The 13,525-nt window shown below is 69.4% G+C and carries 14 protein-coding genes and 1 pseudogene; 8 read left to right on the top strand and 7 right to left on the bottom strand.

Translation table 11 applies throughout. The features are described from left to right. Window positions 1-128 precede the first annotated feature (128 nt). Together ABZU75_RS41225 and ABZU75_RS41220 are read right to left on the bottom strand one after the other, a co-directional pair. A complete protein-coding gene (locus tag ABZU75_RS41225; protein ID WP_355567181.1) occupies window positions 129-554 on the bottom strand; it encodes an SRPBCC family protein in 426 nt (141 codons plus the stop codon). Beyond that, the gene (locus ABZU75_RS41220) at window positions 551-889 is read right to left on the bottom strand and encodes a metalloregulator ArsR/SmtB family transcription factor (protein WP_352068824.1); all 339 of its coding nucleotides are present in this window, start codon (window positions 887-889) and stop codon (window positions 551-553) included. Before ABZU75_RS41220 ends, ABZU75_RS41225 begins: the two co-directional genes overlap by 4 nt. 87 nt (window positions 890-976) lie before the next feature. Here ABZU75_RS41220 and ABZU75_RS41215 point away from each other — a divergent pair, with 87 nt between their 5' ends. Next, complete coding sequence (locus ABZU75_RS41215; protein ID WP_355567176.1) at window positions 977-1,465, top strand: DUF1579 family protein; 489 nt, start codon at window positions 977-979, stop codon at window positions 1,463-1,465. A 133-nt stretch (window positions 1,466-1,598) separates the two neighbouring features. Here the strand turns inward: ABZU75_RS41215 and ABZU75_RS41210 are convergent. Then, a pseudogene (locus ABZU75_RS41210) lies at window positions 1,599-1,739 on the bottom strand (ATP-binding protein); the annotation flags it as partial. A gap of 231 nt (window positions 1,740-1,970) precedes the next feature. Between ABZU75_RS41210 and ABZU75_RS41205 the strand changes: the two are divergent. Beyond that, window positions 1,971-2,837: a site-specific integrase gene (locus tag ABZU75_RS41205; RefSeq protein WP_355567172.1), complete on the top strand. Its 867-nt coding sequence runs from the start codon at window positions 1,971-1,973 to the stop codon at window positions 2,835-2,837. Here the strand turns inward: ABZU75_RS41205 and ABZU75_RS41200 are convergent. After that, a complete protein-coding gene (locus tag ABZU75_RS41200) occupies window positions 2,819-3,082 on the bottom strand; it encodes a hypothetical protein (RefSeq protein WP_355567169.1) in 264 nt (87 codons plus the stop codon). The two genes, ABZU75_RS41205 and ABZU75_RS41200, sit on opposite strands and share 19 nt — an antisense overlap. Between ABZU75_RS41200 and ABZU75_RS41195 the strand changes: the two genes are divergently transcribed. Both ABZU75_RS41195 and ABZU75_RS41190 read left to right on the top strand, forming a co-directional pair. Further along, window positions 3,075-4,124, top strand: a complete 1,050-nt coding sequence (locus ABZU75_RS41195) for an integrase (RefSeq protein WP_355567166.1) — start codon at window positions 3,075-3,077, stop codon at window positions 4,122-4,124. The genes ABZU75_RS41200 and ABZU75_RS41195 overlap by 8 nt on opposite strands. A 112-nt stretch (window positions 4,125-4,236) precedes the next feature. Continuing rightward, entirely contained in the window at window positions 4,237-4,854 is a 618-nt protein-coding gene (locus tag ABZU75_RS41190; RefSeq protein ID WP_355567163.1) for a DUF6461 domain-containing protein, read from the top strand. Here ABZU75_RS41190 and istA read toward each other — a convergent pair. Continuing rightward, on the bottom strand, window positions 4,831-5,643 hold the full coding sequence (gene istA / locus ABZU75_RS41185) for an IS21 family transposase (RefSeq protein WP_355567160.1): 813 nt from the start codon (window positions 5,641-5,643) through the stop codon (window positions 4,831-4,833). The genes ABZU75_RS41190 and istA overlap by 24 nt on opposite strands. 633 nt (window positions 5,644-6,276) lie before the next feature. Between istA and ABZU75_RS41180 the strand changes: the two genes are divergently transcribed. The 3 genes from ABZU75_RS41180 to ABZU75_RS41170 all read left to right on the top strand — a co-directional run bounded on the left by ABZU75_RS41180 (window position 6,277) and on the right by ABZU75_RS41170 (window position 10,948). Continuing rightward, window positions 6,277-9,036, top strand: coding sequence for an AAA family ATPase (locus ABZU75_RS41180; RefSeq protein ID WP_355567157.1), 2,760 nt, complete (start codon window positions 6,277-6,279; stop codon window positions 9,034-9,036). A 163-nt stretch (window positions 9,037-9,199) separates the two neighbouring features. Then, complete coding sequence (locus ABZU75_RS41175; RefSeq protein ID WP_350926280.1) at window positions 9,200-9,340, top strand: hypothetical protein; 141 nt, start codon at window positions 9,200-9,202, stop codon at window positions 9,338-9,340. Between the two features lie 204 nt (window positions 9,341-9,544). Further along, window positions 9,545-10,948 carry a hypothetical protein gene (locus tag ABZU75_RS41170; RefSeq protein WP_355567153.1) on the top strand — a complete coding sequence of 468 codons (1,404 nt, stop codon included), beginning with the start codon at window positions 9,545-9,547 and terminating at the stop codon, window positions 10,946-10,948. Between the two features lie 201 nt (window positions 10,949-11,149). On the opposite strand, the gene ABZU75_RS41165 is transcribed toward ABZU75_RS41170, so the two are convergent. Together ABZU75_RS41165 and ABZU75_RS41160 are read right to left on the bottom strand one after the other, a co-directional pair. Further along, entirely contained in the window at window positions 11,150-11,854 is a 705-nt protein-coding gene (locus ABZU75_RS41165) for a neutral zinc metallopeptidase (RefSeq protein WP_355567150.1), read from the bottom strand. Window positions 11,855-12,129: 275 nt separating this feature from the next. After that, window positions 12,130-13,143 (bottom strand): LacI family DNA-binding transcriptional regulator, encoded by a 1,014-nt coding sequence (locus ABZU75_RS41160; protein WP_350926274.1) that lies wholly within the window; start codon window positions 13,141-13,143, stop codon window positions 12,130-12,132. A 157-nt stretch (window positions 13,144-13,300) separates the two neighbouring features. On the opposite strand from ABZU75_RS41160, the gene ABZU75_RS41155 reads away from it, so the two are divergent. Then, on the top strand, window positions 13,301-13,525 hold a 225-nt coding region (locus ABZU75_RS41155; RefSeq protein ID WP_355567147.1), incomplete at its 3' end, for a hypothetical protein.

Genomic DNA, 13,525 nt, shown 5'->3' with positions numbered 1-13,525 from the left:
GGCCTGACACAAGAACGGATCACCCGAACCGTTACCGTGCCACGCGCGACGATCACGGAAAGTGGGCCAGACCCACTTTTACATGGCCACGGACAAGGGGTGCGACGTACGCGCATGTTCGACCAGGTTCAGTGGAGTTCCTGGCGTTCTGCCGTTTCGCCCAGACGATGGAGCAGGTGCACCCAGCCGTCGCTGGTCTCCTCTTCGAGTACGGCCGGCAGACCGCTGTGGCGCAGGGTGAGCTCGGTACCGTCACCGTCCGGGGTCAGGGTGACTTCGACTCGGGAGGCCTCTGGTGCCATGTCGGGCGCTCCCGGTGTGGCCTCCCAGCCGAAGGTGAAGACGAGACGTTCGTACGGCACGAACTCCACGAACCGTCCGCGCATCACCGGGCGTGGGCCCTCGTGCATCGCAACCTGCAAGGTGCCGCCGGGGCGGGCGTCCAGCTCGGCCGCCCCCCACCATCGCGCCAGGTGTGCCGGGTCGGTGAAGAACCGCCAGACCGTCTCGGGACGCGCACGGATGTGCAACGTCTGCTCAATCGTCCTGCTCACAATGATCCCTTCACGTCCTGGTCACCAGTGTGCGCGCGTTCTTCTTGCTCGGCTTCGTACTGGAGGCGGCTGAGCGAGGTGGACCACATCGTCTCCAGGAACGTCACCGCCTCGGCCAGCCCCTCCGGACGTAGCCGATAGAAGCGGCGATTGCCTGCGCGGCGGACGTCGACGAGGCGGGCTGCTGTCAGCGTTCGCAGATGCTGGGATACCGCAGGGCGACTGATCTCGGGAAAGCGCTCGGCGATCTCGCCTGCCGATACCTCGCGATCCCGCACCAGGACGAGGATGGCGCGGCGGGTCGGGTCCGCCACGGCGCGAAGCGCGTCGTCCATGGGCCACCGCCTTCGTTTGCGCACTGCCGGGACAGTATGTAAGTGTTTAAGCAACATCTTACACGCTATCGATGACGAGGATCCGCCATGTCAGGAGACGACAACACCCGTGCCCCGCGATCGGAGAACCAGCGCCTGAATGCGCTGGTTGGCCGTTGGCGTTCGCAGGGGCGTATAGCGGCCACCGCGATCGACCCGGCGATCCGCATCGCCGGGTCGGACACCTACGAGTGGCTGGCGGGCGAGCACTTCCTCATTCACCGTGTGGACGTGCGCATGAATGAGGAACACGTCGAGGTCATCGAGATGATCGGGCCCTACGATCCAGCGAGCCGGACCTATCCCATGCGCTCCTTCGACAATCAAGGCAACTTCGTCACCATGCGGGCAAGCGTCGACGACGAGGGTGTCTGGACGTTCGCCGGCGAGACGGAGCGGGCGACGCTGGTGATCGCCGAAGACGGCGACTCCATGACGGCCGAATGGGAGCGCACTGACAACGGCTCGAACTGGCGGCACTGGATGGACATGAGCTTCACGAGGGCTCCCAGCCCCAGCGCCATCCCTCGCCGCTGAATCCCTCGCAGATCAGAAGCCTCACCGTCGAGTTCGCCTCGCCGTTCCTGGCGGAGGCACCACAACACCATCATGCTCTGCGCGTCTATCCGTACGCGCCTTTGCACATGGAGGTGTACGCCGACAAGTGTGGTCAGCTGGCTTGTTCGACTCTGGCTCGGGTCTGGGCAAGGCGGTAGGAGTCGGTGCCGGTCTCGATGATGTTGCCGGCGAAGGTGAGCCGGTCGACGATCGCGGCGCAGAGGCGCGGGTCGGTGAAGGTGCGGGTCCAGCCATCTGGGGGTGGCACATGTTTCTGTCGGCGGATCCCGGCTGCTAGCTGGGGCTCCTGGGTTCTTTCTCGTTTTCTCATTTCGTGAGGTGCGAGGGGCATAAGTTAGGCGCCACCTTCATTCTTCCGGCGTGAGGAAGGTATGCCGGTGGCCCGGTCTCGACTGCGGGTGCTGGAGGGCAGGGCGCTCCCGCCCGAGCCTTCGGCCAGCGACCCGATGGAGTATCGGGCGCGATGCGTCGAAGCGTTCGTGGCATCGTGGACCGCCCGTGGGTTCAGTCCGGTGACCATCGAGAACGACACCGGGCTGCTGGAGCGGACCCTGGCCGCGCTGGGCCGTCCAGCCTGGGAAGTCACCCCCGAAGACTCGGCAAGCTGCATGTCCGCTTCGGCAAGGGCGCCAACACCTCCGGGCCGCGACCGCGATGGGTGCCTATGCTGGACGGGCTGGACCTCGTGCTGCGCTGGTTCCTCAATGACGTGCGCGGCCGCTTCCCCGACTCGCCGGTGCTGTTCGCCGATGAGTCCGGCGGGGCCCTGCATCGCGGCACTATCCGTAACCGGCTGCGCTATCTCATGCAGTTGGAGGGACGGCCGAAGGAAGAGTGGTTCAGCCCGCATGCGCTGCGCCGGGCGTGCGCCACCCACAACTACGAGCGCGGCGTGGACCTGGTGGCCATCCAGCAACTGCGCCGTCGGCGGGGGCCGTTCCATGCCCCCGCTGTGATCGAGCACGGAGAACCGAGATGGGCCAGCGGCAACGCAACTGTGTGGACTGCGGCGGTCCGGTCGGCATCATCGGCCGCCAGCACTGCGGTCGTTGCTTGGGCCGACTCAAGGACGCGGCCGCCAAGGCGTCCTGCCCGGCCTGCGGCAAGCAGCGGGTGCTGCAGGCCGACACCGGCCGATGCATCACGTGTTCGCGCGTCTGCGTCGAGTGCGGGCATCCGGTCCGCTCACCGGATGCGACGCTGTGCCGCGACTGCGCCCGCAAGGCGCGTCAGCGGGCGGCTCAGCAGCCGTGTCCGCGCTGCGGCCGCCCGGGCTATCTGCGCGAAGCCACTGGCTGGTGCGGGACCTGCTCACGTCCCCGCCAGGTGAAGGACCCGCCGCGTGTCTGTGACGCATGCGGTCAGCTTCGCCCGCATGCCGGCCACGGCCTGTGCTCGGCCTGCTGGCAACGCCGCCCCGAACGGCCCTTCGTCACCGGCGAGAACCTCATCACCCGACTGGCCGATCCACCGCCCTGGCTTGGCGACCTCATCGCCCACCTGGCCGCCGGTCACTCTCCGGCCCGGGCCTGCAGCCTGATCGGCCAGCTGGGACGGCTGCTGGACGATGACCATCCCCACCACCCTCAAGCCCTGCTGGAGCGGGCCCGCCTGCCCGGCCGTTCGATGGGGTCGCTGGCGCGCGGGCTGGAAGTCTTCTTCGTCGAACGCGGGCTGGCGTTGGCCACCGACCACGCGGAACGGCTGGCCGCCGGCCGCCGTCGCCGCCGGATCGACGCCGTCCCCGGACGGCTGCGGCCCGCGGCGGAGGTGTTCAACACCCTTCCTGCTGCGCTCACGCGAGCGCGCCCGCCGGGCCGGGACGCTGCCCCGCGCCGACGTCACCCTCGACATCAAGCTGTCCACCGTGCGCGATCTGGCCCAGCACGTGGACGCGCGCGGCAAGCAGGACTGGGCCCTGGTCGACGTGCACGACATCGAGACGTTCCTGGCCGCTCAGCCCAAGAACCGGCCGCGGCGGCTGCAGATCGCCCGGCAGTTCTTCCGCTTCGCCAAGAGCCACAAGATAATCCTGGTCGACCCCACCAGCGGACTGTCGGCGAAGGCGCCCAAGGGCTTCATCGGCCAGACTCTCACCCTCGACCAGCAGCGACGCCTCTTCCAGCGGTGGACCATCGACCCGGCCGTCCATCCACACGAGGCTCTGCTGGGCATCCTCGCCCTGCTCCATGGCGCCTCCAGCAGCGAGGTCCGCCATCTGCGTCTGGGAGACATCGATCCTGTCGCCCGCACCATCCGCCTCGGCCAACGCCCTCACCCCGTGCCTCTGGACCCGGTCAGTTGGACCACCGTGCAGCGATGCGGGGCCCACCGCGAGACCCAGCGCACCAGCAACCCGCATCTGGTAGTCACCAAGGGCACCAAAGCGGGCCGGAACCCGGCCTCCGTCGCCTATGTCAGCCACATCTTGGATCCGGCCGGCATTTCACCGCGGGTGCTTCGCTCCACCCGCCTGATTGACCTGGTCAAAACCATGGACGCCGAACTCGTGGCCGCGGCCTTCGGGATGCATCCCGAAGGTGTCATGATCTATCTCGCTGATCATGTCGACCCCGACCGCCTGTCCGCACCAAGCTCGGCTGACCGGCCTGGGTGAGGCGTGTCCTTGCTGCGGCGAGCCCAGATGATCACGTGTAATCTCCCCGGACACGGTCCGGACATGCAGTGCGGGGCGTCCTGCGGGATACCCCTTCCTCCGAGAGGCGGCCATGCAGTCACCGACCTACCTGCACGACCTTCTGGTCTCGACCATCTTCACTGAGGGGCTGGATGCCGAGATGGACCTGTGGGCGCTGGGTTTCAGCGCCATGTGGATCAAGGGCGCGGACCTCGATGCCCTCGCCCGAACCTTCCACCTGGACCTCGCCACCCGGACCCCGTGCTACCTGAGCGAGATCCTCGACCACGCCATCGACGACGAATCCCGCTGGGTGGCCGAGGTCAACGGCTGGATCGGCATCGTGCCGGCGCACGGCCACGGCGAGTTCCTGCGCTCCGTCACCGAAGGCGGCCGCCAGGCCCTCGGCCTCCTCATGGACATCAACTACAACGCCTACTTCGATTACGCCCGCGACGGCCGCACGGTCGTCTCCTTCGACCCACTCTCGCCCGAGAACTGGATGCGGTCCGGCGACGACCCGCACGCGCTCGATCACCTGATGGACGGACTGCGCTTCCAGATAAGCGATGACGACGTCCTCGACAATCCCGTGGAGGATCCAGAGAGCATCAGCTCGGCCTTGGCGCTGATCGGGCGCATCACGGAAACCGACATCGCCACCGACTGGTTCCTGGCACAGCACTCACGCATCAGACCCACCTCCTGATGGCTCGCGCCCCGGACAGGAGTGCACCGTGCCCTTCTCGTGGGCGCCCTTGATCCCCGGCCGGCAGTAGAACGCCTCGACCCCGTAGTGCTCGCGAAACGCCGTCCAGCGGGCGGACTCCGTCCGGGCCCGGGTGAACCCCAGCACCGCGGAGACCGCGGCCTTGAGGTTGTCGTAGCTGACCTTGCCCGTCGGGACTCCGCCCAGCACCCTGAAAGCGTGGACGTGTCCCTCGAAGAACGCTTCCTGCCCTCCGGTGGCCAGCACCCGGCGGACCGCCTTGCCCGAATACGACAATCGGCACGAGAACAGGAAGCACTTCACCTGCTCGCCCGCGATCCGGACCGTCACGTCCCCGAAGTCGACCTCGGCCTCGACTCCCGGCAGATGCGACTGCGGGACGAACGCCTCCGGCGGACCCCGGCCTGCCTCGACCCGGATCTCGCCCCGCCGGTGAGCGACGTAGGCGCGGACGATCTGATATGAGATTTCCATCGCCTGGTGCTCATCCACCAGCCGCGCGAAGATCCGCTTCGCCGTGTGCCGCTGCTTGCGCGGCGCATCCAGATCGGCCCGCAGCATCTCGTCGATCAATGGTTTGAACTCATCCAGCCGACTCGCCCGCGGCGCCATCTTCTTCCTCGGCTCCGGCCACGGCTGACGCAACGCCTCAGCCACCGTGTTCCGGCTGACCCGATACTTGATCGCGATCTGCCGACCCGACAGCCCCGCACGAGAATCCCGGCGAATCGCCGCGAATACCTCCACCTTGGGCTGGGGGTGTGTCACCAGCGTCTCCTCACACGGAGTAACGCTTCGATACTCGCACCGCTACCCTCAGGTGGCTCTGGAATTCGCTAAGACGGCTCCACCCCCACCGAGCGCCACAGAGCCACTGACCGACATCCGGCTCTCAAATTCACCTACAGAGTCACACGTGGTCTCCGCGGTGTGCGCTCCTGCGTAATGGTGCGGGGCATTGGGCACTTCGCGTCATCGCATACTTACTGAGCGCCGAAGTCGCCGGTCGTGGAAAATCCATACCGTGTGTGTGGGAATTAAGGATGGCGGTCGTTTTGTGGTCGACCGTATTCGTGAATCACTCCCCCTCTCGAGTGCGGATCGTTCCCCGCGCGGGAAATCGGCCGGTGGGATCGGGAAAAGAGCAGGTGGGAGTCTGTGGGAACGGGCGTAGCGGATCTCCCGCGGGGCCGGCTCCCGGCAGTCTGTGCGATCGCGGCCCGCTTTCCGGCCTGCCCTCGCGTTCGTGCCCGCGGTGGAATCCGCGCCGTACGCCGACGATGTGAAATTCGTTCGGATTCACTCCGCGAAGAATCTTCAGGTGAAATCAGTGCCGATTGGTTGATCTCTGACCCATAATCACCGTCAAGAACATGCGAAACGTGAAAAGGGAGCGCTGCGTTGCACGGCAGAACCTCTCCGCTGTTCATCGGCCGGAAGCGGGAGCTCGACTTCCTCGGGGAGGCGTGGGGAGCGGCCAGACGCCGCGACGCACGGATCGTGGGTGTCCGGGGGACGGCGGGAATCGGCAAGACCGAGCTGGTCGAGCGCTTCCTGCGGACCGTCCCCGGGGTGCGGACCGTGCGAGCCTTCGGCGACGAGGACGCGCTCGCCCATCCCTGGGGGGTGCTGGAACAGATCGCCGAGCAGCTGCCGACCCCGACGCTCGCCCGGACGCTGGCCGGGCAGGCCGAGGCCGCCTTCGTCGGCCAGGCCCTCGCGGCGGAGTTCGCCGCCGCGGACGCTCTGATCGTGGTCGTCGACGACGCGCACTGCGGCGACCGGCAGTCGATGACCGCGCTCCGCCTGGCGGCCCGGCGCCTGCGCAACGCTCAGGTCATGCTCCTGGTCGTCCACCAGGCTCCCGGGTACGCGCCGGGAACGGCTCCGGACGCGCCACCCCTGGAACTCCACGAGGGCTGGGAGCGCATCTTCGACTCGCCGCAGGGGCGCCTGCTCCAGGTCGAGGGGCTCTCCGCCGACGATCTCGTACGGCTCGCCGTCGCGACAGGCCACGACGGGCTCACCCCCTCAGGGGCCAGGAGACTGCACGAGCACACCGACGGCAACGCGCAGCATTCGATCCTCCTGCTGGACCAGGTGGAGATGCGCTCGATCAACTTCGGCAACGGCCCGCTGCCCGCCCCTCGCGGTATGACGCAGGCCGTCGTGGCGCGGCTGGCGTCGTGTGCCCGCCGCACCCGCGAGGTCGTGGGCGCGGCGGCGGTGCTCGGCCGCCGCTTCCGCCTGGCCGACCTGCGTGCGCTCTCCGGCGTCGCCGACGTCACCGTTCCCCTCACGGAGGCCGTCGGTGCCGGATTGGTCAAGGAGATCCCGGGAACGGCGGGGCAGGAGTTCGCCTTCACCACCCTGCTCGTCTGGGACCGCATCTACTACGACTCCAGCGTCGAGCGCCGCCGTGCCCTGCACCGTAACGCCGCCCTGCTGGGAGGGCCGGGCGCGCTCTGGCACGGGATCGCCGCCTCCGGCGGCGGTACGGACGGCGAGCTCGCCGCGCTGGCCCAGGGCGAGGCCCAGGCCCAGCTGTCTCGGGGCAGGCTGCCGCTGGCGGCCGTCTACGCCCGCCACGCCGCGGAACTGACCCCGCCGGGGCCCGACCGTGTCGCCCGCGTGCTGACCGCCGCCGAGACCCTGCTGGTCTGCGGCGACGCCACCGTCGCCAGGCGCTACGAGAGCGAGATCCTCGCCGCGCCGGCAGGCCCCTGGCGCGACTACGTCGCCGGTTACCAGGCCCTGATCTCCGGACGCGTCGCGGAGGCCAGGCTGCTGCTGGTCAAGGCACTGGGCGCGGCCGGGTACGACGGGGCGGAGAGCCCGCACGCGCCCGCGGACCTGCGGGCGCGCATCGCGGCCCAGCTGGCGATCATCGGCGTGGTCGAGATCTCCTACCCCGAGATGGTCGAGTACGGCACGGCGGCCGTCGCGGCGGGCAGCCGCGAGCCGTGGGTGCGGGCGTTCGCCTGGTTCGCCCAATCCCTGGGCTGGACCCTGGCCGGACGGGCCGAGGAGGCACTGTGGTCCCTGGCGGACGCCGACCTGCCAGGTTCGGCGGCCGGGCTGGACGGTCTGGTGGCCCGCGGCATGATCCGGCTGTGGACCGACGACCTCGACGGAGCCTCCGGCGACCTGCGTGACAGCGTCGCGCGGGCCACGCGCGGCGAGGCGCTGCGGGTGGGCCAGGCGCTCGGCTTCCTGGGCGAGGTCGAGTACCGGCGGGGCAGGCTCGACGACGCCGTCAGATTCACCCGGCTCGCCGTCGGCGACGCCGAGGAGAACGAGCGGGTCTGGGACTACGCCCTGCTGCACTCCCTGGCGTGCTACCCCCACGCGGCCAGGGGAGAGTGGGACCGGGCGCGCGAGCACGCCCGCCAGGCCGCGGAATGGGCGCCGATCGTCGAGAGCAGGGTGAGTCTCGCCTACGCGGCCGGCGCGCGGGCGGCGATCGCCCAGGCCCGGGGCGACGCCCAGCGGCTGCTCAGCGCGGCCGAGGCCATCGAGTTCCACTATGACTCGCTGGAGCCCGGTACCCACCTGTTCGGCCCGGTCGGTGCCGACGCGCTCTCCCTGCTCGGCCGGCTCGACGAGGCGGACGTCGCCCTGGGCGCCTTCGCCGACAGGGCCGCCTCCAGCGGGCGCCGCTCAACGCTGATGTCCATCGCCAGGGTGCGGGCCCAGATCGCCGCCGCCCGCGGTGACCACGCGCGTGCCGTACGGGACTGTGAGGAGGCCTTCGCCCTGGCCGGAGAGGTGGGTCTGCCGATCGAGGCCGGCCGGATCGACCTGGTGACGACGCGCTCCCTGCACGCCCGGGGTCGTCATGCCGAGGCGGAGCGGTCGCTGCGGCGGGCGCTGGCCACCTTCAACCGCACCGGTGCCGCCGCCTACGCCGACCTCGCCCTGAAGACGGCGGGGGAGCTCAGGCTGTCGGTGGACGGTCCCAGCGCGGCCTTCGGCAGCCTCACCGGGGCCGAGCGCGAGGTCGTGGCGATGGTCTGCGAGGGCATGACCACCCGTCAGATCGCGCAGCGGCGCTCGGTGACGATCAGCACCGTGGAGACACAGCTGAACCGCGTCTACGCCAAGCTGAACGTCACCAGCAGGATCGAGCTCCGCGCCGTCCTGTCCGACCCCGGCGAGTAACCGGGGAGCGGCCTCCCCAGGCCGGCGTACGGAGAAGCAGGGCGTGTCGAAGCCCGCCGGGCGATCCGTAGGGGTGCCACCCGGATGCCTTCCGCCTCTCCCGCGACTACCGTGAGCGCCTGCCAGAGCGCCAGGAGAGCGGCGCCGCCGACGGGAGGCCGGAATGCGGTTGACCATAGACGTCCAGAGGACCGCTACCGGTCACATCGCCGGGACCATCGAGGCCGAGGGGGCCGAGCCGCCTCTCCCCTTCCACGGGGTCATCGAGCTGGTCACCCTCCTGGAGAACCATCTGGACGGGTGACCGCGCGGATGATCGCCACCGCACACCCTCCGCTGCCGGAGAGAGCCGTTCACGGAACGTCATGCCAAGGGGAGAGCGTCAGATGGGTTCCATGTACAACCCCGGGAGGGATCGCCGGCGGCCTGGCCGGCCGGCGACGGGCCGCGCGGGCCACCGGCCGTGGGGCGCACCGGCCGTGCAGGCCGGGCCGGTTGGGACGGCCGGGTGAACGCCACCCTGACGGCCTTCGTACCGCCGACCGAGAGCGGCCGTGACCTGCTGGACAACTGGGTACGGCCGATCTGTGCGAGGCTGGGGATCGGTCTGGTGGTCGCGCCTCCCGGCATCGGCGGGGCCGTCGCGCTCGCGGCGCGGCGGACGTCGACCTTCGTCGTGTGGGACTGCTCGGTCGAGGGTTCCGAGGACGTCTACGCGGCCTTCGACACGCGCGCCAAGCTCGACCCCGGCAGCATCGTCCTCAGCCGCAGCCCGTTGCCCCGCAACGTACTGACCCGTGCCAGCCACGCTCCCGTCCACGGCGAGACCCTGGAGAACCCGGCGCTGGGCGAGTGGCTGGAGCGGCACCTGCGCCGCGCGCTGGGGGCGGACCGGGCGCCGTCGCCGCGCTCACCGGGGCACTACTGGATGTTCGACAACCCGGCCGACTACTTTCTCAGCTTCCACGACGGCGGGCGCAGGGAGGCGGAGGAGTGGCGTGCCACCTTCGAGAAGGCCCACGCGGTCACCGTGCGAATGGTGCCGCCCCGCGAGTACTCCTACCCGGCCGAGGTGGTCACGCGGCAGCAGATGTGGGAAGGCGTGGCACGGCTGATGTACGAGATCATCGCGACCGGCAGGGCCATCGTCCATCCCGCCCCCGACTACTTCACGTCGTTCTGGACGGTGAGCGAACTGCTGGCCACGCTGTGGCTGCTGCCACGCGGCTCCACGCCACCCATGATCACCTCTGCGCACGTCGCCCGGCCCTCGGGCGCCATCCGGCGACTGGAACACCTGACCGCCCGTACCGTCCTGGGCGTCCCCCGCCTGGGTGACGCCCACGCGGATCGCTTCGCCAGGCTCATCAACAACTCCGATCCGATCACCACCGCTCCGGAGGTCCGCGGGCGAACGGCGGGTGGAGGGAGGATCGTCGCCGGAACGGTCAGGTACGTCGGCAGGCACGATCCGGAACTCGCCGGCCCGCGGTTCTGGGAGGAGATGCGGGTGCCCTGCCCGGTCTGTGCCCCGAAGAGCGGAGCCGCCGCGGAGGTCGACTGGGATCGGCACATGGATCTGGCGTGGGACGAGCGGGGGGTGGACCACTACGGCTACTTCACCGCCCGGCGCGAGGACCTCGGCACCGGAAGGATCCGCTGCCCGGGGTGCCGAACCCCCCTGCGGCTCGTCAACGAGCATGGCGTCCGCACGCTCTGGACGCCGATCTCGGAGACGGAGCCGGACCGGAACCGGCCGGTCATCCGGCGTGATCCCATCTGGCAGGTGCTGCCGGACGACCGGCGGGGCGCCGAGTCGCTCTCCAGGAAGAGGGCCGACCCCCTCCGCGGCCTCAGGGGCAGAGGATTCCCGGCCGAAGCAAGGTGGGTCCCGGCGCACAGCTCCGCCTAGCGGCGGAGAGATCCTGAACCCGTGGTGCTCGGCTGATCCGGCGCGGACTCGCCGCGGAGTGACCACGAGCCCATGACGGGGGTCGACATCCCGCGCGGGGCCGGACCCGCGCGCGGGGCGGGTGGCTCACGCGCGGGCCGGGGAACGGATACGAACGGGCGGATTCGCGAGGGCGGCCGAGGTCTCGGGGAGAGCCCCTCGTCAGGTGAAGCATCCCCGCACGCCGTGGCGCGCGCCCCGGTTGAAGGCGCTCAGGCGCTGGGAGGCGCTGCCGTGGTCGCTCACGTCGGTCCAGGGGGTGTCGTCGGCGTGCTGCCGCAGGGCCGCCGCGATCTCCTGGGTGTCGCCGGTCTCGAAGAACAGGATGCCGTCCTCGGCGGCTCCGAAAAGGGTCGCCCCGGCGAGGCAGTCGGCCTGGAGTTCGAGTCGCTGTGACAGCAGCTTCCGTGGAATGCGGGCCTGGACGGCGTGGCCCCATTCGTGCGCGATGATCAGATAGACCCAGGCGTCCCCCTGCCGGTATCCCATTCGCATCAGGTCGACGTCCCACGCGATGAAGTCGTAGGGCGGCCAGCAGTACAGGGCGTTGTCATCGGGGAGGGGGGACCCCTGACATCTCGGCGCGTTGCTCCGCGCGCCGTCGTACCCGCCGAGAACGCGTGGGGGTGAATACCAGCCGGGGAAGAACTCGGACCAGTGCGTTGCCCAGAAACGATTGACGACGTACTGGGCGCTGCGAATGTCCTGGTTGATGTCGTCGAGGTTTCTCGCGGTGGAGGCGCTCAGCGGGGCGTGCCCACTCGCGGTGGCGGTCGCGGTCCCGGTCCCGGTGAGGCCCGCGATCAGAACGCCGGTGAGCAACGAGACGAGTGCGAGACGAGTGATTCTCCATCGTGAAGCGGCCATGGGCTTCTCCCCTGTCACTGGTGGCCACATGCCGGATTTAAGGGTTTATTATTCGAAGGCTTTTCGCGGCAGAGTCACCATATGAGACAAGGTAATAGGGGAGAAGTGTTATCGCGAGATCGCATGAAATATCTGGGTAATTTGCCATAGGAGTTGGCGGGATTAGAGGCGCGTCGTAATCGACGTGAAGCAGGAGCGACGGCATGGTGCTCCCGCGGCGAGGCTCCGGAGGCGGCCACGGCAGGCCGCCGGTGAAGCTCGGTGAGATTCGCGCGCTAGCCCGCTGGGGGAGCGGAGCTCTCCCGGACGACGAGGTCGGTGGAGAGTTCGACCCGGCGGGGTTCGGGAGCCTCGCCGCGGGAGATGCCCAGTGCCATGCGGGTGGCGAGGAAGGCCATCTCCTCCAGGGGCTGGCGGACCGTGGTGAGCGGTGGCCAGGCGGACCTGGAAAGGGGCAGGTCGTCGAAGCCGACGACGCTCAGGTCGTCGGGGACGCGCAGTCCGCGCTGCCTGGCGGCCTCGAAGACACCAAAGGCCTGCAGATCGCTGCCGGCGAAGATGGCGGTCGGGCGGTCGGGCAGCGAGAGCAGGGCGTGACCGTGGTCGTGGCCGGAGCCGACGAGGAAGTCGCCGTGCAGGATCAGCGCGGGATCGACCTCGACGCCCGCGGTCTCCAGCGCGGCACGGTAGCCGTCTATGCGGGCGCGGCTGCACAGCACGTCGGGTGGACCGCCGATCATGCCGATCCGACGGTGGCCCAGTTCCAGCAGGTGCCGGGTCGCGTTCAGGCCGCCCTGCCAGTTGGTCGCGCCCACCGACGCCACGCCGGGGGCCGGCTCGCCCTCGGGGTCGACGACCACGAAGGGGATCGAGCGGGTGTTGAGCTGGCCGTACTGCTGAGCCGAGAGCCGGGAGCCAATGATGATCACGCCGTCGGTACGGCGGGCCGCCAGCCGGTCGAGCCAGTCACGACCGGGGCCGGCGTGGGTGTGCAGGACGGAGATCACGATGCTGGCCTCGGCCTCCGCGGCCGCGCTCTCGGCCCCGCGGATGAGCTCCATCGCCCACGGGCTCTCCAACTCGGCGAAGATCAGGTCTACCAGGCCGACGGGGCCGTCGGCGCCGGTGGCACGGCGGACGTAGCCGTGCTTGTGAAGGAGCCGTTCGACTCGCCTGCGGGTCTCCGGCGACACCTCGGACCTGCCGTTGATCACCTTGGAGACCGTGGGTGCGGAGACCCCGGCCTCCTGGGCGATGCGGGCGATCGTCACCCGAGGCTTACCTGACATGCTGGGCAGCATATCCGAAACCTTTCGGAGTGTCGCTCCACGCCTGAGGAGTGCTCGTAGTCCTTTTGATCGAGCTTCTTCTGGGTACGTCGCACGCGTTTTGATATTCCGTACTCGGTTTGGGCATGGAAAATTTTTGTGATCGGCAGAAATATTCATGGCCGCTGCGTCCAGGCATGACGCGGAAGGCGCCGGGAGACTTCACAAGCGGTACTACTACACCGCCTCCGGCATTCACTCGGGGTGGTGGCGGCGGTTCGGCAGGATCGGCCGCCGCGCGAGCCGGTTCGGTGATGGGCGGTGCCGGATGGCCGGCCCGCACGTGGCGCTCCGCGGCGGCGAGCCACGCCCGCGTCGCACTCACACGCCCGCGGCGCCGCAC

Origin of the sequence: Streptosporangium sp. NPDC005286 (genome assembly GCF_040607515.1) — a bacterium.
Lineage (GTDB): Bacteria > Actinomycetota > Actinomycetes > Streptosporangiales > Streptosporangiaceae > Streptosporangium.
Note: the sequence above shows the minus strand (reverse complement) of the source record. Positions and strands in the feature narration are given on the sequence as shown.

Excerpts from the sequence above, each read along its gene's own strand:
- ABZU75_RS41220 (WP_352068824.1), bottom strand. The coding sequence starts at position 889 with ATGGACGACGCGCTTCGCGCCGTGGCGGACCCGACCCGCCGCGCCATC.
- ABZU75_RS41215 (WP_355567176.1), top strand. The coding sequence starts at position 977 with ATGTCAGGAGACGACAACACCCGTGCCCCGCGATCGGAGAACCAGCGC.
- ABZU75_RS41205 (WP_355567172.1), top strand. The coding sequence starts at position 1,971 with ATGCGTCGAAGCGTTCGTGGCATCGTGGACCGCCCGTGGGTTCAGTCC.
- ABZU75_RS41195 (WP_355567166.1), top strand. The coding sequence starts at position 3,075 with ATGACCATCCCCACCACCCTCAAGCCCTGCTGGAGCGGGCCCGCCTGC.
- ABZU75_RS41200 (WP_355567169.1), bottom strand. The coding sequence starts at position 3,082 with ATGGTCATCGTCCAGCAGCCGTCCCAGCTGGCCGATCAGGCTGCAGGC.
- ABZU75_RS41190 (WP_355567163.1), top strand. The coding sequence starts at position 4,237 with ATGCAGTCACCGACCTACCTGCACGACCTTCTGGTCTCGACCATCTTC.
- ABZU75_RS41175 (WP_350926280.1), top strand. The coding sequence starts at position 9,200 with ATGCGGTTGACCATAGACGTCCAGAGGACCGCTACCGGTCACATCGCC.
- ABZU75_RS41165 (WP_355567150.1), bottom strand. The coding sequence starts at position 11,854 with ATGGCCGCTTCACGATGGAGAATCACTCGTCTCGCACTCGTCTCGTTG.
- ABZU75_RS41160 (WP_350926274.1), bottom strand. The coding sequence starts at position 13,143 with ATGTCAGGTAAGCCTCGGGTGACGATCGCCCGCATCGCCCAGGAGGCC.